This is a genomic window from Aeromonas tecta (assembly GCF_000820185.1).
GTDB lineage: Bacteria > Pseudomonadota > Gammaproteobacteria > Enterobacterales > Aeromonadaceae > Aeromonas > Aeromonas tecta.
On the sequence record NZ_CDCA01000021.1, the window covers coordinates 1 to 21,043 of the forward strand.

General features: G+C 59.7%; 16 protein-coding genes. 8 read left to right on the forward strand and 8 right to left on the reverse strand.

The features are described 5' to 3' along the window. Positions 1-376 precede the first annotated feature (376 nt). From BN1137_RS06825 to BN1137_RS06835, 3 genes are all read left to right on the forward strand, one after another. Positions 377-832: a GNAT family N-acetyltransferase gene (locus BN1137_RS06825; protein WP_050717886.1), complete on the forward strand. Its 456-nt coding sequence runs from the start codon at positions 377-379 to the stop codon at positions 830-832. Between the two features lie 571 nt (positions 833-1,403). Further along, positions 1,404-2,291, forward strand: a complete 888-nt coding sequence (locus tag BN1137_RS06830) for a hypothetical protein (protein WP_050717887.1) — start codon at positions 1,404-1,406, stop codon at positions 2,289-2,291. Further along, positions 2,281-2,709, forward strand: a complete 429-nt coding sequence (locus BN1137_RS06835) for a hypothetical protein (protein WP_050717888.1) — start codon at positions 2,281-2,283, stop codon at positions 2,707-2,709. Before BN1137_RS06830 ends, BN1137_RS06835 begins: the two co-directional genes overlap by 11 nt. A gap of 75 nt (positions 2,710-2,784) precedes the next feature. Here BN1137_RS06835 and BN1137_RS06840 read toward each other — a convergent pair whose 3' ends face one another. Together BN1137_RS06840 and aguA are read right to left on the reverse strand one after the other, a co-directional pair. Next, a complete protein-coding gene (locus BN1137_RS06840) occupies positions 2,785-4,488 on the reverse strand; it encodes an amidase (RefSeq protein WP_050717889.1) in 1,704 nt (567 codons plus the stop codon). A gap of 127 nt (positions 4,489-4,615) precedes the next feature. After that, complete coding sequence (gene aguA, locus BN1137_RS06845; protein ID WP_050717890.1) at positions 4,616-5,713, reverse strand: agmatine deiminase; 1,098 nt, start codon at positions 5,711-5,713, stop codon at positions 4,616-4,618. A gap of 352 nt (positions 5,714-6,065) precedes the next feature. Here aguA and BN1137_RS06850 point away from each other — a divergent pair, with 352 nt between their 5' ends. Next, positions 6,066-6,983 (forward strand): LysR family transcriptional regulator, encoded by a 918-nt coding sequence (locus tag BN1137_RS06850; RefSeq protein WP_050717891.1) that lies wholly within the window; start codon positions 6,066-6,068, stop codon positions 6,981-6,983. 421 nt (positions 6,984-7,404) lie between these two features. Here the strand turns inward: BN1137_RS06850 and BN1137_RS06855 are convergent, their stop codons facing one another. After that, complete coding sequence (locus BN1137_RS06855) at positions 7,405-8,817, reverse strand: DUF2252 domain-containing protein (RefSeq protein ID WP_050717892.1); 1,413 nt, start codon at positions 8,815-8,817, stop codon at positions 7,405-7,407. A 216-nt stretch (positions 8,818-9,033) separates the two neighbouring features. Continuing rightward, a complete protein-coding gene (locus tag BN1137_RS06860; RefSeq protein WP_050717893.1) occupies positions 9,034-9,606 on the reverse strand; it encodes a TetR/AcrR family transcriptional regulator in 573 nt (190 codons plus the stop codon). Positions 9,607-9,787: 181 nt separating this feature from the next. On the opposite strand from BN1137_RS06860, the gene BN1137_RS06865 reads away from it, so the two are divergent. The 3 genes from BN1137_RS06865 (at position 9,788) to BN1137_RS06875 (ending at position 12,492) form a co-directional block, all read left to right on the forward strand. Then, positions 9,788-10,825, forward strand: a complete 1,038-nt coding sequence (locus BN1137_RS06865; RefSeq protein WP_198150608.1) for an alkene reductase — start codon at positions 9,788-9,790, stop codon at positions 10,823-10,825. A 282-nt stretch (positions 10,826-11,107) separates the two neighbouring features. Next, the gene (locus BN1137_RS21855) at positions 11,108-12,034 is read left to right on the forward strand and encodes a bifunctional helix-turn-helix transcriptional regulator/GNAT family N-acetyltransferase (RefSeq protein WP_083443395.1); all 927 of its coding nucleotides are present in this window, start codon (positions 11,108-11,110) and stop codon (positions 12,032-12,034) included. After that, positions 12,031-12,492 (forward strand): acyltransferase, encoded by a 462-nt coding sequence (locus BN1137_RS06875; protein WP_050717895.1) that lies wholly within the window; start codon positions 12,031-12,033, stop codon positions 12,490-12,492. Before BN1137_RS21855 ends, BN1137_RS06875 begins: the two co-directional genes overlap by 4 nt. Before the next feature lie 174 nt (positions 12,493-12,666). On the opposite strand, the gene prfC is transcribed toward BN1137_RS06875, so the two are convergent. Together prfC and BN1137_RS06885 are read right to left on the reverse strand one after the other, a co-directional pair. After that, positions 12,667-14,253: a peptide chain release factor 3 gene (prfC, locus tag BN1137_RS06880; protein WP_050717896.1), complete on the reverse strand. Its 1,587-nt coding sequence runs from the start codon at positions 14,251-14,253 to the stop codon at positions 12,667-12,669. Positions 14,254-14,513: 260 nt separating this feature from the next. After that, the gene (locus tag BN1137_RS06885; RefSeq protein ID WP_050717897.1) at positions 14,514-16,388 is read right to left on the reverse strand and encodes a tetratricopeptide repeat-containing diguanylate cyclase; all 1,875 of its coding nucleotides are present in this window, start codon (positions 16,386-16,388) and stop codon (positions 14,514-14,516) included. Between the two features lie 198 nt (positions 16,389-16,586). On the opposite strand from BN1137_RS06885, the gene BN1137_RS06890 reads away from it, so the two are divergent. Then, on the forward strand, positions 16,587-17,591 hold the full coding sequence (locus tag BN1137_RS06890) for a sensor domain-containing diguanylate cyclase (protein WP_050717898.1): 1,005 nt from the start codon (positions 16,587-16,589) through the stop codon (positions 17,589-17,591). 111 nt (positions 17,592-17,702) lie between these two features. Here the strand turns inward: BN1137_RS06890 and viaA are convergent, their stop codons facing one another. Together viaA and BN1137_RS06900 are read right to left on the reverse strand one after the other, a co-directional pair. Continuing rightward, complete coding sequence (gene viaA / locus BN1137_RS06895) at positions 17,703-19,157, reverse strand: ATPase RavA stimulator ViaA (RefSeq protein ID WP_050717899.1); 1,455 nt, start codon at positions 19,155-19,157, stop codon at positions 17,703-17,705. 102 nt (positions 19,158-19,259) lie between these two features. Then, entirely contained in the window at positions 19,260-20,867 is a 1,608-nt protein-coding gene (locus BN1137_RS06900; protein ID WP_050717900.1) for an ATPase RavA domain-containing protein, read from the reverse strand. Positions 20,868-21,043: the final 176 nt, after the last annotated feature.

Sequence of the window (21,043 nt, forward strand, 5' to 3'; positions counted from 1 at the left end):
GGATTGGGATTGGGATTGGGGCTGAGGAGGTAGATGATCAGCCATATAGGGACGTTCAATGCAGCGTAATCGTCCGTTTACCGCAAACGACATGATGGCAAGACAAGCAGGAAACCTTGGATACCGACGGGCTCCCGATAACCCCTTATCACGATCGCTCGAATACGCCTCGCTATTCGCACCTAGGCCATCGGTTTTTCACCCTCGAACAGCATTTAATAAAATTTAATACCGAATGGAAATTAAATATATAAGAACGGTAGTAAATATATGATATGAGGCAAGTCTAACAAATGATTGAAATCACTTGCTGGAATAGGCTAAAGTCAACGTCTAGATACAATACCCTAACAACATTTATATACTTTGGAGAAATATGATAAACCCACACACCGTTGAGCTGATTTATTGCGAAGACGACTCACCCTATTTAGCGCAAATAGAATCATTATTTCAATCCAAATGGCCAGACTTTCAGTTTTGCGATACTTACAAAAAGAACGCAAATTTGCCGCCTGTGCTAGTTGCAGCCATAGATGATGTGGTGATTGGCGGTTTAGCGTATTCTCGTTTCAAAGAGCCGAATCGTAGTGGTGACGTAATATGGGTCAATGCCGTTTTTGTCAGTGCCGAACATCGGGGTAAAGGCCTTGCCAGCCAACTCATCAATGCCGGTGTTGCACAGTTATTAGCGTCGTCACAAGACTATCTCTATGCTTATACGAATGTCCCGATACTCTATCAATCCTTGGGTTGGTCTGAGGTGGATATTGAAAGTGAGCCTGATCACAAGGTCATGCGCATTTCACTCAAATCTCGCATACCCGAATAACAAAGCGTCAAGAAAAACAGCCAAGGTGGGCCGAGCCAGCTCCTGACCATATTGAACATCCACCCATAGCAGGCGCAGTGGCAAAGTCGTCAGGATGCCGGTAGCGCGAGCGATGGTTATGGGACTTTCCTTCTAGATCACAACTATTTAAGCCAAACCGAGTGCAAAAACCTTGTCAACGCGTAGGGATGGGTGGGTGCCCCAGATTTTGCGCAAAACCGTTGAGACCATCGGCACTCAGCAGCTCCTTTTCGTGATCGTCAGAATGCGCTTCGCTAATCGAACCTACGGCTCTCTTGTTCTCATCTCCATAATACCTCATTATGGCTACCATACTCATTCAAGTATCAAAACGGAGCGTTTTCATGTATACACATCAAGGATTACAGAAAAATCTAGACGTCATACCAAAGCTTTCCTGACTCCATTATGAGTTGATTAATTCAATAAAAATTGTGTATCTCTGAACTCAGAAAGTGAAGAAGTTATTGAGGTCGATGGGATGGGTTAATTATTAAGATGCTAGAGCTTATTCTTAATATATACATCTAATGCTGAATGGATAAATTTTATGCAAACAGAAAACTCATACAAAAATAACATCTGCTTAAAAATCGACTTCCAGAAAAACTCTGAAAAGCCTCAGCGCGTTTTTGACTCCATGAGTCTTCTAATTAGCAGCGTTGAAGAATTTCACGAAAGTGTTTTGCAAGCCGTAGATACAGAAATTCGACCTTTTCTTCTTTTATCTGATATTAATGAAGGTTCTATAAAATCTTGGCTCACCATCAATATAGATGGTGAAATACCCAATGAAAAGCAAAATAAGTTCATTGATTTCATGAACTATTGTACAGAACGATTGATCACCTTTATAAAAGACAAAGATACTATAACGAATGTAGATGAATTAGACCCTCTTATAAATGAACTTCATAGAAAAGCCGATGAACTTAAACTGGAAGAGTTCCCGAATGTCTTTGACCTTAACAGATATAGATTGTTAAAAGCTTATACATCCATAAGTGATGCATCAGGAAAACTGAATACTCAGGATGATATATATGTTTTAGCAAACGAGAATACTGTAAAGCTTAATAAAAATTTTAGGCTTACAAAGGATGACATTGATTTACTAATCGTAGATTCAACTCGAAGCAATATAACGAAAGAGACGCTCATCATTAAAAAAGCAGATTTTATTGGTAACTCCATGTGGGATTTTATTAAGGGGAAAACAAAAATATCAGCTAAGATGCGTGTTCCTGAATGGTTGACAGAGTTTCATAATCGGAAAGTATTCGTGGCGCCGGGAGATGGCTTATTATGCGACTTAGTTACCATTGTGTTTTATGATAAATATGACAAGCCTGTAGAGACAAAATATGAAGTAATCAAAGTGCATAACCCTGTAGAAATGCGCTTTTATAAACAGGGAAACTTTGACTATGAAGAGTAAAGTCTACTCTAATGCAAGAATAACATTACTTTCTGAGTATTTGTTTATACTCTTACCATTTATTGTTATTGGAATGGTGAAATTATATAAATCAAGTATGGGTGATTTTTTTGCTGCCGCTGATTGGAGTTTTGCATCTGCCATACTATTCGGTCAGGCAATAGTGAAAATTGTTAGCGCTGGTGTAATTAATAAGAGTTCTGTTTCACCAAGAATAGTTTTGATAGTTACATTGCTTTTTATAATGGGAGTTGCCCCATGTTTAATTCTTATTGCGATAATTTTATTGAATGATGCTAACTCAATTTACATTATGATCATCCAAGTAATTCTCTACATTGTTGCAACCTCTATATTCTTTTGGATTGGTTCCGCTGCACATGTAATGATCGATGAAGTATTAGAACAGAGGAAATAAAACCCACACGCATAGCGGGTGGGTTTGTTTTTGTTATTACCGGTCAACCCCGAAATATGTAACTCACAACAGCAATCAAGCCAGCGGCGGGGTGCGCGGCGGCACCTTGCGCTTGTTGCCGGTGGACTCGAAGGCCGAGGCGACGCGCAGCAGATTGTTGTCGTCATAGGCGCGACCGGCGAAGGTCAGACCCACCGGCATGCCGATATCGGCCATCACCCCCATGGGGACGGTGACAGTCGGCACGCCGAGGTGGCGAATGGCGAGGTTGCCGTTGGCGACCCAGACGCCGTTGCTCCAGGCGATATCGGCGGAGGCCGGATTCACATCCGCATCCGCCGGGCCGACATCAGCCACAGTCGGGAACAGCACGGCGTCGAGTTTCAGCTCATCCATCCAGTCTTCCAGATCCAGTTTGCGGGTCTGCTCCAGGCCACGCAGGCCATCTGGCACAGAGGCAATCTCGTCGAAGCGCTTGAGGCCACGCTTGGCCATCTTGACGTATTCATCCATGCCGGCGGCGAGATCTCCCTCGCGGTTCGGCAAGGTGCCCGGATCGTGGGGGAAGATCTTGGGGCCATCTACGTCGGCCAACTTGTTGAGCTTGGGATCGCCGTTGGCGCGCAGGAAATCGTCGAACGCCCAGCCGGACAGCTCCCACAGCTCGTCATTGAGAAACTCAGGGCTCACGATGCCGCGGTTGAACACGGTCGGCGCGCCGGGTCTGTCCCCTTCGCAGTTGGAGACCAGCGGGAAGTCCACCTCAATCACTTCGGCGCCAGCGGCTTCCAGGGCCTGACGGGCCTGCTCCCAGAGCGCGATCACAGACTCGCGGGTGTGGATGCGCTGGCCGGTCGGGCCGCCGATACCGGGATTGTCGCTGGTGCCGGCCAGTTCATCCTTGTTGATAAACATGCGCGGCACGCCGAGGCGCTTGCCCTTGAGGGCATCGCTCTTGGCGGCCAGATCCAGATAGGAGGCCGGGCGCACCTCGGAGGCCTTGGGTAACTTGACCCAGGGTTGCAGGCGCCACAAATCGCCACGGGGATCCGCATCGTCGGCCACCACTATATCCAGCACTTCCAAGAGATCGCTCATGGTGCGGGCATAAGGCACCACCACGTCCATGGTCGGGGTCAGCGGCCAGTTGCCGCGCACCGAGATGACGCCGCGCGATGGCGTGTAGGCACACAGACCGTTGTTGGAAGCAGGGCCACGGCCGCTCGACCAGGTCTCTTCGGCGAGACCAAAGGCAGAGAAGCTGGCGGCGGTGGCTGTGCCGGCGCCGTTGGAGGAACCCGACGCAAAGGGCGCGGTGAGGTAGTCGGCGTTATAGGGGCTCTCGGCGCGGCCATAGACGCCACGCTGCATGCCGCCATTGGCCATGGGTGGCATATTGGTCTTGCCCAGACAAATGGCGCCGGCGGCCCGCAGCCGCTCGACGGTGAAGGCGTCGCGCTGAGCGACCAAGTCCTTGAACGCCGGGCTACCGGAGGCGGCGGTCAGCCCCTTGACCAGGTAGCTGTCCTTGGCGGTGTAGGGGATGCCGTCCAGCGGCCCCAGAGTCTCGCCACGGGCGCGGCGAGCATCGGAGGCTTGCGCCTCTTTCAGTGCATCGGGATTGGCGACCACCAGGGCATTGAGCTTGGTGTCGGTCTCGGGGCCGTTATAAGCGGCGATGCGGGCCAGATAGGCCTCGACCAGTTCGACCGCCGTGGTGCGGCCGGATTCGAGCGCGGCACGCAGCTCGGCAATGGAAACCTCTGTCACTTCGATCATGGGGATCTCCTGTAAAAGGGTGACTGTTTGTAATGATGATCGCCGCATCAGCGCCTTCGACCATCACGCCATCAAGAGATAAAACCCCACAGCGTGGGGTTTTGAATTTCTACACTCTTCGGCCAGATTACTTACCGGAAGGAATTTGCTGGGTGATGCAGTGGATATTGCCGCCCCCCAGCAGGATCTCGCGGGCCGGTACGCCGATGACCTTATGCTCCGGGAAGATCTCTTCCAGGATCTGCTGGGCTTCGCCGTCGGTGGCGACATCCAGCAGCGGATAGACGATGCGATCATTGGTGATGAGGAAGTTCACGTAGGAGCCGGCCAGACGACCTTCTGCCTCGCGCGGCACGCCGCTGCCGCTCTCGACGCCAGCTGACTCCTCTTCGGTACAGAACAGCGGGCCCGGCTGGGGCAGCTTCCAGACTTTCAGCTTGCGACCCTTGGCATCCACCGCCGCTTCCAGCACTTCGAGGGCGGCCAGGGAGCGGGCGTACTGGGGATCGGTCTCGTCATCGGTCCAGTGCAGGGCCACTTCGCCCGGGCGCACGAAGCAGCAGATGTTGTCGATGTGGCCGTCGGTTTCGTCCAGATAGACGCCCTCGTTCAGCCAGATAAAGCTCTTCACGCCCAGATAGTCGCGCAGCAAGGCTTCGATCTGATCCTTGGAGAGGTGCGGGTTGCGGTTCTCGTTGAGCAGGCACTCGGCGGTGGTCATGCAGGTGCCCTCGCCATCCACGTGGATGGAGCCCCCTTCCAGGATGAGCGGTGCGTCGTAGCGCGCCATGCCGTGCTGGGCCAGCATCTTGGCGGCCACTTCTTCGTCCTGATTCCAAGGTGCGTAGAGACCGCCCTTGAGGCCGCCCCAGGCGTTGAAGCCCCAATCCACCCCACGGCACTCGCCGGCGGCATTGGTGACCACGGTCGGGCCCGAGTCGCGGGCCCAGCAGTCATCGCTGCTCATTTCGACCAGGGTGACGTGGGCGGGCATGATGGCGCGCGCCTTGTCCATAAACTCGGCCGGCACACCCATAAAGACCGGAGTGGCGCCACCGATGGCGTCGGCTACCTTGGCAAAGGTGCTCTGGGCGAAGCGACCAGCTTCGCGCCAGTTGTCCGGGCGGAACGGCCAGATCATCCAGACGGCCTGCTGATGCGCCCACTCGGCGGGCATGTGGAAGCCGTCAGCGGCAGGCGTGGTGTTGAGTGTCTTGATGCTCATCGCAAATTCCTTGTTGGCCGGTGCGAGCGATAGGCGCAGCACAGGGCCGGTAATGGGGAAACGGGCGGGCCTGGCCCACCTGCTTGTTAACAGTTACGCAATCGCCTGGCGAACCCGCGTCTCGGCGCCCTGGATACTGCCTGCCAGGCCACGGGAACAGGCCGCCCGGGTTGCCGCTACCTCAGCTTTCCAGCACGAGACTCGTGATGATTGAGCCAAACAGGGCACTGACCGGCAGCCCAAATGGTAAAAAGGGCGAAATATCGCGGTGAGATGCAGTGTATGAAGTTGCATCCACATCAATCAAATGAATAGGATTAATCATCCCATAAACAGCGTGAATAATCCCCCCATGAAATTGCACCAGCTCGACCTCAATCTGCTGCTCGCCTTTGACGCCCTGATGACACAAGGCAGCGTCACCCGCGCCTCGGAGGCGCTGTTTATCAGCCAGCCCGCCATGAGCCACTCCCTCGGTCGGCTGCGCACCTTCTTTGGCGATCCGCTCTTGGTGCGCACGCCCCAGGGGATGCTGCCGACCCCCCGCGCCCAGCGCCTGCATCTGGGGGTGCAGCAGGTGCTGCGGCTGCTGGAGCAGCAGCTCAGCGATGAGGAGGTGTTCGAGCCGCGCCACTCCAAACGCCGCTTCGTGCTCTGCACCACGGATTACGTGGAGTGCGTGCTGATCCCGCCGCTGATTTCACGCCTGAAAAGGCTGGCGCCCGGGGTCACCATCGAGATCCGTATCCTGCGCGACAGCCTGCCGGAGGCGGAGCTCGCCAGCGGTGAAATCGATCTGGTGCTGGGGTTTGACGAGTACATGCAGGTGCCCGGATATCTGGGCAAGGAGACCTGGCTCACCGAGCCCCTGGCCGGGCTGGTGCGCGCCACCCGCGAACTGCCCGAGGAGCGCATCACGCTGGCACAGCTGGTCGAGATGCCTCATGTGTTCCACTCGCCGCTCGGCACCTCGGAGGCGAGCCTAGACAAGTTCCTCCAGAGCCAGGGGTTATCGCGCACCATCTCGGTCAACAGCCAGAGCTATATGTCCGCCGCCGCCATCGTCAGCCAAAGCGATCACCTGCTGGTGCTGCCCCGCAAGGTCGCCGAGCTCTTGGCCGAGCACTGGCCGCTGAAGAGCCTGCCGCTGCCGGCGGACGTGCCGGACTATCATCTCAACTGCGTCTGGCACCCGGTCCACGCCCAGCAGCCGGCTCTTATCTGGCTAAAGGAACTGATGCGAGAGCTGGTCAATCAGGAGCCGGGTTAACGCAGCAAACTGCGTCTGGCACACTTTCGGCGACCACGCCCAGCAACCGGCCCTTATCTGGCTAAAGGAGCTGATGCGAGAGCTGGTCAATCAGGAGCCGAGTTAGCCCAGCAAACTACGTCTGGCACACTCTCGGCGACCACGCCCAGCAACCCGCATTGATTTGGCTAAAGAAACTGATGCGGGGGCTGGTCAATCAAGAGCCGAGTTAGCGCAGCCAACTGCGCCTGGCACACTCTCGGTAACCACGCCCAGCAACCCGCATTGGTATGGCTAAAGGAGCTGATGCGGGAGTTGGTCGATCAATTCCATGTAGATCAATTCCATGTAGATCAATTGAGTGCGGTGGTGAGGTCTTAAACTCGGATATGAAAAGCGGCGCCTGTAAGCGCCGCTTTTCATGGGACTGAGTGCAACGGGTTCAGCGGGCCTCGCTGGCGACCGGCAGATCGCCGCGGGCGATGGCGGCCAGCAGCAGACGATGGTCATCCCGGGTGCGCTGGCCATAGGCCACCGCAAAGTCGGCGATGGCCTCATCCATCACCTCCGACTTGCCCATGTAACCGGCGATCTGCGCCGCATCCCCCGATTTCGCATGGGCCAGTGCCAGCGCCCAGCCACAGAGTTGGCAGTATTCGACGAAGTGTCGAGGCTTGACCACCCCCGGGGTAATGTCGATGCCTCCCTTCATGTCCCGCAACTGGCGCACGTAGAAGTGGCGCCCCCGCAGTTCACACCAGCCGAGGAAGATGTCAGGCGAGCCCTGGATCATCCGCTGCCCCCGCACCACCCGTCGCCCCTGGCTGCCGCTGTCATCCTCGGAGGTGAAATAGGGCGCCAGCACCGAGGGCTGGGCCTCCTTGACCTGCAGGAACAGCGGATCATCATCGTCGGCACCGGTCAGCAACATCACCCAGCAGCGAGTGCCCACGCTACCGACCCCCACCACCTTGCGCACCACGTCCAGGATCCGGTAGCGCTGCAACAGGATGCGTCTGTCCTCCGGCAGAGAGGCCAGATAGGCCTCCAGCAGCTCACCGAGCACATCGTAGACCGGCTCCCCATCCTCGGTATGAGTCTCGCGAATGACGAAGGGGTGCAACTCGCGGATCCTGTGCTGATCGTCCACCAGATCCGTCATCTTGCCGAGCACCTGCAGGTGATCCCGGCCCCTGGCCTTGGCGAAGCTGGCCTCGACTTTTTTATGGGCATCGGCGGAGAAGGCGTCGAGCACGGCACTCTGATCGAGACGATCGTACCAGACCTGCATAAAGCCCATCTTGCCGTATTCCCGCAGCTTGGTGCGATAACTGGCCGCGATCACCCTGGCCGCCTCCCGCTGGCGGGCGACATCGGCACCTAGGTACTCCGCCGCCACCAGGGCACTGGCGGCCAGGCGCTTGAGATCCCACTCCCAGGGGCCGAGATGGGTTTCATCGAAGTCGTTGATAGCCAACACCAGATTGCGCTCGGCGCTCGCATAGAGGCCGATGTTGGCCACGTGCATGTCGCCGCATGCCTGCACCATCAGCCCGGAGCGGGGGGTAGCCGCGAGATCCGCCGCCATGATGGCCGCCGCCCCGCGCAAGAAGGCGAAGGGGGACTCCTGCATGCGGGCGTGACGCACCGGCACCAGCTGCTTCAGGCGGGTGCGGGCCTGGGCCTTGAGCACGGCGATGGGATCCCGCTCGGGCAAGACCGGCGGCAGCTCGGCATGTGATTCGCGGGGGACCTGCTCGCGCAGCTGCTTGCCGGCGGCAAACCGCTCCGCAATGGTGAGCCTTGGGGCGGTGAAATGCAGCAGCATCGCCTGCGACTTTGACTTCCTGGCCATGGCCTTCTCCTCCGTGAAACATCCACTTGAAGATGGAAGAGGAGCGCAATGAGGGCAAGCGCCGGCGGGAAAAATCGGCGCTAGCGTACGACGAGGAGTACCTAGCGGGAGAGCACCAAGGCACTCATCAGATGGCTGATTACCCCCTCGAGCAAGGAGCGCAATAAGGGTAAGCGCAGGAGGGAAAAATCGGCGCTAGCGTACGACGGGGAGTACTTAGCGGGAGCGCGTTAGGGCACTCATCAGATGGCTGACAACACCCTCGAGCAGGGCGCGGTCGGGGCGGCACTGGGCGAAGGTGATCAGGCCCTGGATAGTGATCTGCAAGAAGGCGGTCAGGGTCGGGATGTCGCTGGTGTCGGCCAGCTCCCCCTGCGCCTTGGCCCGTTGCAGCATCAACGCCAGATCGCTTTCCAGCTCGGCATAGATGGCCTTGAAGCGCAGGTGCAGCTCCTCGTCCTGCTCCGCCAGTTCCATCAGGGCACGGGTCACCAGACAGGAGCCCTGCAGGGCATCGCTCACCAGTTGCTGAAAGTAGCACTGCAACCCCGCCAGCGGGGTCGGCTGATCGAAACAGGCGCGGCGCAGCGCGCTCTTTTCCTGCACATAGTGATCGACGGCCGCCAGCAGCAGACCGCGCTTGTTGCCAAAGGCCGCGTAGAGGCTGCCCGGATGCAGCCCCGTCGCCGCCACCAGATCCTGCATGGTGGTCTTGGCATAACCCTTGGCGCGAAAGGCTTCCATGGCATGTCGCAGGACATGGTCCCGGTCAAACTCGGCGATGCGCATCTGATCTCCGTTGGCAGGCCCTCGTCGCGCTCTGTCGACAGGGGTAGAAAAGGGCGGCAAGTCTACCCCAGTGGGCAGGCAAGACCAATCCTGGCTGAATATTCGCTCAAAAAAGACTTGCGTGCAAAACAAAAAGAGTCTTGAATGCACATTCAAGAAACCCTCTCCCAGGACGATGACCATGGATACCCTGTTTCAACCCTATCGCCTCAACGGTACTCTCACGCTGGCAAACCGTTTCATGATGGCCCCACTGACCCGTTGCATGGCGGGTCCGGGTCTGGTGCCGACCGAGCAGATGGCCGCCTACTATGCGCGCCGCGCCGACATTGGCCTCATCATCTCCGAAGCCACCATCATTCGCCCGGATGGTCAGGGTTACCCCAATACCCCGGGGCTCTACAGCCCGGAGCAGGTCGAAGGCTGGAAAAAAGTCACCCAGGCGGTGCATGCCAAGGGTGGCAAGATCTTCGCCCAGCTGTGGCACGTGGGTCGCCTCTCCCACCCCTTCTTCCACCAGGCCGAGGTGCTGGCTCCGTCCGCCATTGCCCATGAGGGCACAGTGCCGCGCATGCGCGATCTGGTCTATCAGGTGCCCCGCGCCCTGACGGTGGCCGAGATCTTGGAGCTTATCGAGGATTATGCCCAGGCCGCCGCCAACGCCATCGAAGCCGGCTTTGACGGGGTCGAGATCCACGGTGCCAACGGCTACCTCATCGATCAGTTCTTGCACCATGCCAGCAACCTGCGTGACGACGCCTACGGTGCCACCCCGGAGAACATGAGCCGCTTCGCCCTGGAAGTGGTGGATGCCGTCGCTGCCCGCATCGGCGGCGAGCGGGTGGGGCTGCGCCTCTCCCCTGGCGCCTACGTGCATCTGGCGGGTGACCCGCGCGACCGCGCCGTGTTCGACTATCTGCTGGCCCAACTCAACGGCCGTACCCTGGCCTATGTGCATCTGGGCATCTTCGATGACAGCCTCACCTTCGACTACCTGGATGGTCGCGCCTCCGACTATCTGCGCGCCCACTACGATGGCCATCTGGTCGGGGTTGGCAACTACACAGCAGAGAGCGCTGCCGAGGCTATCCGCGCCGATCGCTTTGATCTTATCGCCATCGGTCGCCCGCTCATCGCCAACCCGGACTATCTCACCCGGGTGAAGAAGGCCGAGCCGCTGGTCCCCTATGCCGATGCCATGCTGGCCGAGTTGGTATAAACCCGCACCGTTGATTGCCCAAGGCGAAGCCGACGGAATACCCGGAGCCTTGCACCGACGCCATACAGACCGAGGCGTCTAACTGATTCTGTTACTGACCAAGGATGGGATCCGCGCTCCGGCGCGGGTTTCCAATGTTTGGGCCCCCTCCCGGGCCCTTTTTTTGTACCCGCCATCCCCCTGTCCGTCCCCATACTCCATCATTTGCCCGAGAAAGAGGTTGCTAGTAACAACTATCTAGCTATATTGGTTGCTGATGACAACCAAAAGGATATCTTTACCATGGATCCCCGCCCCCTGCGTGCCCTGTCACGCGACCTGGTACGCGAGCTCGGTATGCTCTCCCAACAGTGCGGCGCACTGGCCCTGAGCCCGCTCGAAGCTCACCTGCTGATCGAACTGGAAAATGGCCCTGCCACCAATCAGCAACTGGCCGAGCGGCTGCGCATCGACAAGTCCAACGCCAGTCGCCCCCTTGCCCGCCTCGCCGAGCGTGACCTTATCGACTGGCACCCCCATCCCTCGGACGGACGCAGCAAGGAGGCCCGTCTCACCCAGGCCGGTCAGGCCCAGTTGCTGGCCCTGCATCAGGAGATGGACAGCGCCACCGAGCAGGCCCTGGCCCAGCTCAGCCCGGCCGAGAGCGAGCGCCTGTGGGATGGTCTGCGGCTCTATCGCAGCGCCCTCTCCCGCGCCCGTCGCCAGCAGGGTTATCGCATTCGCCCCATCACTCCTGCCGATAACCCTCCTATCGCCGCCGTGGTGCGTGCCGTCTCCGCCGAATACGGCCTCACCGCCGACAAGGGTTATGGCGTGGCGGATCCCAATCTCGACTTCCTCCATGAAACCTACCAGGGGGAACGCAGTCACTACTGGGTCATCGAAGGGCCGGACGGCACCATTCTCGGCGGCGGCGGCATAGCGCCGCTGGCGGGGGAAGAGGAGATCTGCGAGCTGCAGAAGATGTACTTTATGCCCACCCTGCGTGGACTGGGACTGGGACGGCGGCTGGTGCTGCAAGCCATGAATGAAGCCAGAGCCCTCGGCTACCGGCGCTGCTATCTGGAGACCACAGGCGTGCTGCGCGAGGCGACCGCGCTCTACGAGTCGCTTGGCTTCGAGCACCTGCCGGGCCCGCTTGGTAGCACCGGCCACGATGCCTGCGAGATCTGCATGGTGCTGACGCTAATACCGGAAAACACGGTATGAACGGCCCTACTCACCTGACGGTCGGTATCCGTGATGTGCAGTTTGGCAAGCGCGTGAAGTTGGTTGAACCGGTGAATCTCTATGGTTGTTCCTTGGCCGACGATGTGTTCGTTGGCCCCTTCGTCGAGATCCAGTCGAACGTTAGCATAGGATCGGGCACCCGGATCCAGTCCCACAGCTTTATCTGTGAGTACGTCACAGTCGGGGCTCGCTGCTTTATCGGCCACGGCGTCATCTTTGCCAATGACCTGTTTCAAGAGGGAAGCCCAGACCCTGATCCTGCAAACTGGGGTCGGACCTTCATCGAAGATGAGGTCTCCATCGGTTCGAACGCCACCATTTTGCCGGTGCGGATCTGCCGGGGAACCGTCATAGGTGCCGGCGCAGTAGTGACCCGCGACATCCTGATCCCAGGCACCTATGCTGGCAATCCGGCCAGGCTGCTGCGCGCCTTCTAGCCCACAGTCAAATATCCCCAACCCTTCTCCCACGAGGGGAGAAGGGAGAAAATAAGTTGGCGACGGATTGTTCCTTCTCTATCTCTATCTCTATCTCTATCTCGATCGCCATAAAAAAGACCCCGCCGAAGCGGGGTCTTTTTATTGTCAGCCTTCCAGCCTTACGAACGAATATCAATGCTCGCGGGTCTGGCGGAACAGCACGTCGGGGTGACGTTCCTGGGCCAGGCGCAGGTTGACCATGGTCGGGGCGATGTAGGTGAGATTGTCACCGCCATCGAGCGCCAGGTTTAGCTCGTTCTTGCGCTTGAACTCCTCGAACTTCTTGACGTCTGTACCTTCCACCCAGCGGGCGGTGGAGACGTTGACCGCCTCGTACAGGGCCTCGACGTTGTACTCGCTCTTCAGACGCGAGACCACCACGTCGAACTGCAGCACACCGACCGCACCGACGATGAGGTCGTTGCTGATGAGCGGACGGAACACCTGCACGGCGCCCTCTTCGGAGAGCTGCACCAGCCCCTTGAGCAGCTGCTTCTGCTTGAGCGGATCGCGCAGGCGGATGCGACGGAACAGCTCGGGAGCGAAGTTCGGGATGCCGGTGAACTTCAGATCCTCACCCTGGGTGAAGGTGTCACCGATCTGGATGGTGCCGTGGTTGTGCAGGCCGATGATATCGCCGGCGCAGGCCTCGACGGCCTGCTCGCGGTCACCGGCCATAAAGGTGACGGCGTCGGAAATGTTCACGTCCTTGCCGATGCGCACGTGGCGCATCTTCATGCCTTTACTGTAGGTACCTGACACTATGCGCATAAAGGCGATACGGTCGCGGTGTTTCGGGTCCATGTTCGCCTGGATCTTGAACACGAAACCGGAGAACTTCTCCTCGGTGGCGGCAACGATACGGCTCTCGGCCTTGCGCGGCATCGGGGCCGGGGCCCAGTCGGTCAGGCCGTCCAGCATGTGGTCGACACCGAAGTTACCGAGCGCGGTACCGAAGAAGACCGGGGTCATCTCGCCGGCGATGAAGGCATCGTGATCGAACTCGGGGGAGGCGCCTTGCACCAGCTCCAGTTCGCCGCGCAGCTGCGCCGCCAGATCCTCACCGATGGCGGCATCCAGCTCGGGGTTGTGCAACCCCTTCACCACCCGCTTCTCCTGGATGGTGTGGCCCTGACCGGTCTGGTACAGGTAGGTCTCGTCCTTGTAGAGGTGATAGACACCCTTGAAGGACTTGCCGCAGCTGATGGGCCAGGTGATGGGGGCGCACATGATCTTCAGCTCGCGCTCCACCTCGTCCATGACCTCCATGGGATCGCGCACTTCGCGGTCCATCTTGTTCATGAAGGTGAGGATGGGGGTATCGCGCAGGCGGGTGACTTCCATCAGCTTGCGAGTACGATCTTCGACGCCCTTGGCGGCATCGATGACCATCAGGCAGCAGTCGACCGCCGTGAGGGTTCGGTAGGTATCTTCGGAGAAGTCCTCGTGACCCGGGGTATCGAGCAGGTTGACCAGGCAATCGCTGTAGGGGAACTGCATCACCGAGGTAGTGATGGAGATACCGCGCTGCTTCTCCATCTCCATCCAGTCGGATTTGGCATGCTGGCCCGAGCCACGGCCCTTGACGGTACCGGCGCGCTGAATGGCCTGTCCGAACAGCAGGACTTTCTCGGTGATGGTGGTTTTACCCGCATCCGGGTGCGAGATGATCGCAAAAGTGCGTCTCTTGGAGACTTCACTCAGAAATTCAGCAGACATAGTTCGATGTTCTTCTATTTAGCGGCGGCGTTAAGCCACCGTGGGAATAAATCCGGGATGCCGCTCTCGACTCAGGGCCCGGCTAGACGCAACAACGCCACGCAAACTGGCATCTGGCCAACCTGGTGGGGAAAGACGGAGTGTTGCGTTACATGGGTCTTCTCGCCTGAGCCAAAGCAAAATTGCGCGACATTATACCCGCGCGAGTGAAAAATACCCAGCCCGGCTTAACAGCAAGGCGGGCCCCTGCCCGGGCGGGATCATTGCGCCTTCACCACCCGGTTGCGCCCGCTCTGCTTGGCCAGGTACATGGCCTCGTCGGCGCGGCGGACAAGCTCCCCCAGGTTGTCATCCTGACGACGGTACTGGGCACAACCGATGCTGACATGGATGGGGTGATCCTCAGGTACTCCCTCGATGCGCAGCAAGGAGACCTGCTGGCGAATTCGCTCCGCCACCTCGGCCGCCTCGTCGATCCGGGTATCTGGCAGCAACACCAGAAACTCCTCGCCACCGTTGCGCCCGACCCTGTCCAGGCTGCGCAGTTGATCCTCGATGCACTGGGCCACCGCGGTCAGCACCCGATCCCCCACGTGGTGGCCGAGCTGATCGTTGACCTTCTTGAAGTGGTCGATATCCAGCAGCAGCACGCACAGCGGCTTGCCGCTCTCGCGCGCCTCGCTGAACCATTTGCGCCCCTTGGCCTGGATCTGGCGCCGGTTGTGGATGCCGGTCAGCTCATCGGTCATGGCGAGCCGATGCATCTTGCGGGTGCGACCGCGCTGATGAATGACCAGGATGCCCATCACCAGGATAAGCAAGATCACCACCAGATATTGCCAGTAGCGCCGCTCCTGCAGTTGCTTGAGCTTCTCGGCCTGCAACTGCTGGTTGGATCTGAGGGCCTGGTTCTCCAGCTCCTTGCGGGCGAGATCGAACTCGAAACGCAGTTGCAAGGAGCGCTGCTCCCGCAGCATCTGCTCGAGCGCCTGCTTGGTCTGCACGAATTGCTTGAGGCTGGTCAACGCCTCCCGGATGCGCCCCTGCCGCTCCAGCACCCGGGCCCGTACCTCATGGATCCAGGCAAGGAAGCGCAAGTTCTGCTCCTTGGCAAAAATCGGCTCGGCCAGAGCCAGGTGGTGCAGCGCCTTGGCCGATTGCCCCATGGCGTCCTGCACCGTGGCCATGACGATGTGCCAGTGACCCCGGGTCACGCTGTCGGCCCCCTCCCCCTGATGCAGCAAACGGGAAGCTTGCTCCAGCTTCTCCTGCGCCTGCGCCGTCTTGCCCTGATGAAGCAAGATGGTGGCCATCTCAATCTGGCTCCAGGCCAGCATGCCCCGCTGTTGCTGCCCCTGATAGTACTGCTCGGCCTGTGCCATCAGCGGCAGCGCTCTGTCATACTCCCCCATCTCGCTGTAGAGCAGCCCCTGCTGGGAGCGGATCTCGATCAGGCTCTCCTGCTCATTGCGGGTGCGAAAGTCGTACTCCAGCTCCTGAAAGTAGCCCTCAGCCCGCTCAAAGAGTCCCATCCGGCGATAGGCATTGGCGATCTTGGCCAGCACCTCCCGGCCCTTGCTGTCGAGCCCGATCTCCTCGTAGCGTCGATGGGCATCCATCAGCTCCATCAGCCCCTCGGCCATCTCCCCCTGATAGGAGTACATCTCGCCGCGCAGGCTGAGAATATCGGCGCGCTGCTTGTTATCCCCCAACCTGCGCGCCAGAGTCAGCGCCTCATCGTAATCCTGACCTGCCTGTTGCATGTTGCCGAGCAACTGTTGATGGAAGCCGCGACAAGCGAGCAGGCCACTCTCGGTGACGCGATCTTTGCGGGCCCGAGCGAGCGCCAGCGCGCGGTCGGCGAAGATCACCGCACTTTGGTACTCCTCGTCCCGATCCGCCGGCTGGGCCCAGCATTGCAGCCGGGTGATGCGCCCCTGCACCTCCGCTGGATAGCTGTCACGCAGGGCCACCAGGGCGGCGACGCGCTCGTGGAACACCTGCTGTGGCTGAGGGTTCTCCTCCAGCTGTTGCAACTCCTGCAACAAGGCGGGCTCGGTGAGTGCGACTTGCTCCGCCCAGACCGGGGTCCAGCACAGCCATAGCAGCAGGCTCCAGCTCATCAGGATCTTCATGCCGATTCGGTTTCCCCATTCGATTGCACGGATGCCGTGCTCGCTGCGTCAATCATATCCCTCCTTTTGGCAGGCGCACAGTCATCGCCAGCCAGAGAAATCAATCTGCACGCTGTGAAGCCACCCGCTATCTCATTCTTTACAGAAGGAAAATCTGCATCGACTATAGGCACAACCGGATAAGGAAAGGGATGATGAATGACCCATGAGGAGCTGCAGGAGGCCTATGACAGGTTGCTGCAGGAAAACGAGCGCCTGAAACGCATCGCCGAGGACGCTCGCGAGAAACTGGATGCCGCCATGGACGGCACCGGCCTGTGCATCTGGCAGAACCACGTTCCCACCGGCAAGCTCGTCATCTTCAACCGGCGCTGGGGCGCCATGCTCGGCTATCAGCCCAAGGAGCTGTCGGCCCACTTCGACGTGTGGCGCGCCCACCTGCACCCGGAAGACAGGGAGCAGGTATTGCAGGCCTTCTTCGATCACCTGTCAGGCAAGAGTCCCTTCTATCAGGCGATGCACCGCATGCTCGCCAAGGATGGCAAGGTCACCTGGGTGCTGGACAGAGGGCGGGTGGTGGAGCGGGATGCCGAGGGCAACCCTATCCGGGTGATGGGTACCCACATCGACATCACCCATGAGAAGGAGTACGAGCAGCAGCTGGCCCGCCTCGCCCACCGGGATCCCCTCACCGGCCTGCTCAACCGCAACGCGCTGCAGCGCCAGTTTCCGCATACGTTCAAGACCATCTGCTTTATCGATCTGGATGACTTCAAGCAGGTCAACGACAACCTGGGTCACCGCGCCGGCGACGAGCTGCTGCTGGCGCTCAGTCAGCGCCTGCGCAGTTGTTGCGGCGAAGAGGTCAAGCTGGGCCGGCTCGGCGGCGACGAGTTCGTGCTGTTGCTACCCTGGCACAGCGAGGATCCCCGCACCCATCAGCTGGCTCGCCGGTGCATCGACACCATCGCCACCCCGTTCGAGTTGCCAAATGGTGAGGTGGTCGTGGGGCTGAGCATGGGGATCGCGACCATTCGGCCACAGGATGATTTCAGCAGCGCCCTGGCCCGGGCCGATCAGGCCATGTACCGAGTCAAACACGGCGGCAAACGGGGCTTCTATATCGCCCAGCCGAGTGGCCAGCCGCTGCTGGATCAAGAACAAGTGAACGAGCGGGGGCTGGGTCATACCCCCTTCCCCTGACAGCCGGTGCCGTGGTACTGCCAGTGTTTATCCTCCCGATCCCTTTCCTCAAAGAAGACCTGTGCAACCCAGCCCGAGATGACAGCCGCTGAGCTCTCTGGGTCTATTGTCTTAGCTGCGTTGCCAGCGCCTGAGCAGGCGGCCACGCAGGCCGCAGTCGAGCAGCCAGCTGTTGTCAAACACCCGCAAGATGGCCGGCTTGGCGTGGCGCGACATGGCGACGGCGTGAAAGCGGGTCTGCTGTTTGCGCCGCAGGTTCATCCGATCGAGCAGGGCATGGGGCAGGCTCTGGGCGATAAAGTCGGAGATCACCAGCACATCAGCCTTGGCAAAGTCCGGTTGTTCGAGCTGAGTCAGCGCCTTCTCGAGGCAGGGCACCAGATCGGTACCGCCGTGAAAACTCATGGAGAGGAAGCGCTCCGCCTTGTCCAGACCGGTCTCGGCGGTGATCTCGAGGGTCGCCACCTCGGTGGAAAACAGCATCAGATAGCAGCCTCGCTTCTCCTCCATCGCCAGCTTGAGCAGGGCCAGGAACAGCGCCTTGGCGCACTCCTCCGGGTAGCCGCCCATGGAGCCGGAGGTATCGACGCAGACGATGAATGGTCCGCGCGGCTGCGGCTCCTGCCCCCCCTGCTCCGGGGTGCGCAACATCAGGCGCTGGCGCGGCAAAGTGCCCCGTGACTGGTAGCTGAGCAGGCGCCGCTCCAGATAGCGGCGATAGAACTCCAGCTCCAGCTCGGGCAGCGCCAGCATCACCGCCTCGCTCGGCAGCAATCGCATCAGATCGCTGGCGGGATGCACCCCCACCAGATCGTCCGGCACATCGTCGGTCTGCACCTCTTCGAGCTCATGAACCTGCACCGGCGGCAGAGTCCTGGCGTCGCTGCGCCTGTCCCGTTCGCTGCGCCCGAGCAGGGCGGCAATCTCCGCCAGCAGGGGTTCTTGCTGCAACATGCGGGCATACTGCTTGACCAGCACCAGGCTGCGCTTGTGCCAGATGCCCTGGGCCAAGTCCCAGAGGCCACCGGCCGAGATCTGGTGCGGATCCAGCGCATCGGCCAGGGTGCGGTTCGCCAGCAGCTGATCCTCAATCTCCTGGCGCTGCTTCTCCCGCTCCGCCTCGGCGATCTGCTGCTGCAGTTGCAACAGGCTGCCCACCAGGCTGGCCCGCCATTTTTCGATGAACAGCTGACGCAGACTCTCGGTCGGCTGCACCATGATCTGGCGCACCAAGCTGCGGGCATCGCCAGCGAAGGGGCTCTGCTGCTCCAGGGTCTCCAGCAGGCTCGGCAGGCGGCCCACCAGCTCTGGCAACGGCAACAGACGATGGGCCTGATAGAGCAGGTACTCCCGCTCCAGCGCCACCGGCACCGGTTTGTGGCGCATCTCCTCGCCGAGCTGCTCGCTCCAGTGCTGGATGCGTTTTTTCAGCAGCTTGCCCTGCAACGGAGAGCGCTTGAGGAATTCGGAGATCTTGGGGGTGGAGGCCAAGAGCAGCGCCATCTCCCCCGCGAGCTCCCCCTCTCCGATGAGGAGCCCCAGGTCCATCATGCCGATCTCAAGCACGGGATCTCCTTAGGGGGCGACACCGGCAAAGGAGATGCTGCCAGTCACACGTAGACAGCATGTTTGACGTGTTTTTTGTGACTAATGCAGCACAAAATATCATCATGCATCGAGCCCGGGCAGGCGGTCGCGCCACTGCTGCAGATCGCTGCGCAACTGATCCAGATCCCGGTTCAGCACGAAGAAGCTGTCCTCCACCTGCTGCAACCAGTGATCGCCGATAAACAGGTGTTGCTGATGGCGCTCGAACAGGCTGCGCTGCCCCTTGAGGCTCTGCTGCACCCGGCCCACCTGGACCACCAGCTCGTCCAGCTCGGCCTGCCAGGGGGCGATCACCAGCTCGGGGATGGCGGTGCGCTCCACCAGCACCAGCGGCACCGGCTGGCGCTGGATGTCCAGCACGTGCAGGCGCAGCTGATCATCCAGCACCAGCTCGAAGTGACCCTCCTTGGGATTGCCAAGGGGCCAGCCCACCAGCGCCTCGCCGGCCGGATACCAGTGGGAGAGCAGGGTGCGATCGAAGGTGAGGGTGCCGGTCAGGCGCTCGGGATCGCCGCCATCGAGCGGCGCCGGGGTGAGCAGGTGGAAATGCACCTGCTTGCCAAACGGCTTGGCGTTGAGCAGCGGCAGCTGGGTGCCACGGGCGCGGCGGCCGAACCACTGCTTGCGCTTGATGGCCTTGCAACCGAGGCGTTGGGAGACGGCCCCTTTCAACTGCTTGAACTGTTCGCGCAGGGAGAGCAGCTGGCGGGTCATGGCCAGTTGCTGATAGCCATAGAGACGGGAGAACTCGCCGATCATCTCCAGCAAGGCGGTGCGAGACGCCTCGTCGTGCCAGAGGCAATCCTTGAACAGCAGCAGATCCAGCGGCGCCACCTCGTCACGACCGTTGAAGAAGGCACTCGCCTTGATGAGCCTGACGGCCTTCTTCCAGCGCCGATCCGACACATAACAGCCGTGACCGAGCTGGCTGTCGAGCTGCTGGCGCAGCTGATAGATAAGCTCGAAACAGGCGTCCGGCAGGCGCACTTGCTCGATCTGCTCCTGCCAGGCCTCATACTCTTCGCCATGGATCTGTACCGAGGGCGAGAGATTCTGCCCCGAGTGACCGTCGCTCGCCAGCATGGCCTGGAAGTTGGATTTTTCCTGCACCCTGTCCATCCAGATCCGCACCAGCATACGGTCATAGAGCGCTTCCAGGCCGCTGTCCGGCGCGGGCAATTCATTGGATGCGGTCACCAGCAGCCGCATGGGGATAGGGTGCTGGCTGTCGCCGTTGCGGAACTGGCGCTCGTTGATGGCGGTGAGCAGGGTGTTGAGGATGGCCGGGCCCGCCTTCCAGATCTCGTCGAGAAACACCACCTCTGCCTCCGGCAGGTAGCCGCGGGTCAGCCGCAGGTACTTGCCATCCTCCTTGAGCGCCTGGATGGAGAGGGGGCCGAATACCTCCTCCGGCGTGCTGAAACGGGTCATCAGGTATTCAAAATGACGGGCATCGTGAAAGGCCAGCTTGAGGCGACGGGCGATCAGGCTCTTGGCGATGCCGGGCGGGCCCAGCAGGAAGACGCTCTCGCCACTGAGGGCGGCCAGCAGCCCGAGCCGCAGTGCATCTTGCCGCTCGTAGAGCCCCTCGCCGAGGGCGGCCAGCAATCTGGGCAGACGCTCATGGATGGGCAGGGTACGAACGGTATTCTGGGCTAAAGGCGGCATAGGCACGGTTCCGAAGCTGGGGTGGTCGCCGGTGAGCGCGGGTCCGGCCTCTGGCCCCGCACCACGACGATGGTCTGTTGATTCTGGTCATCTCCGCCGCCAAGCACCGAAGATCACGGTTCATATCGCGATTCAAGGCTCGCATCGACTCGCAAGCGCTGCGGCGTTGCGCCTCC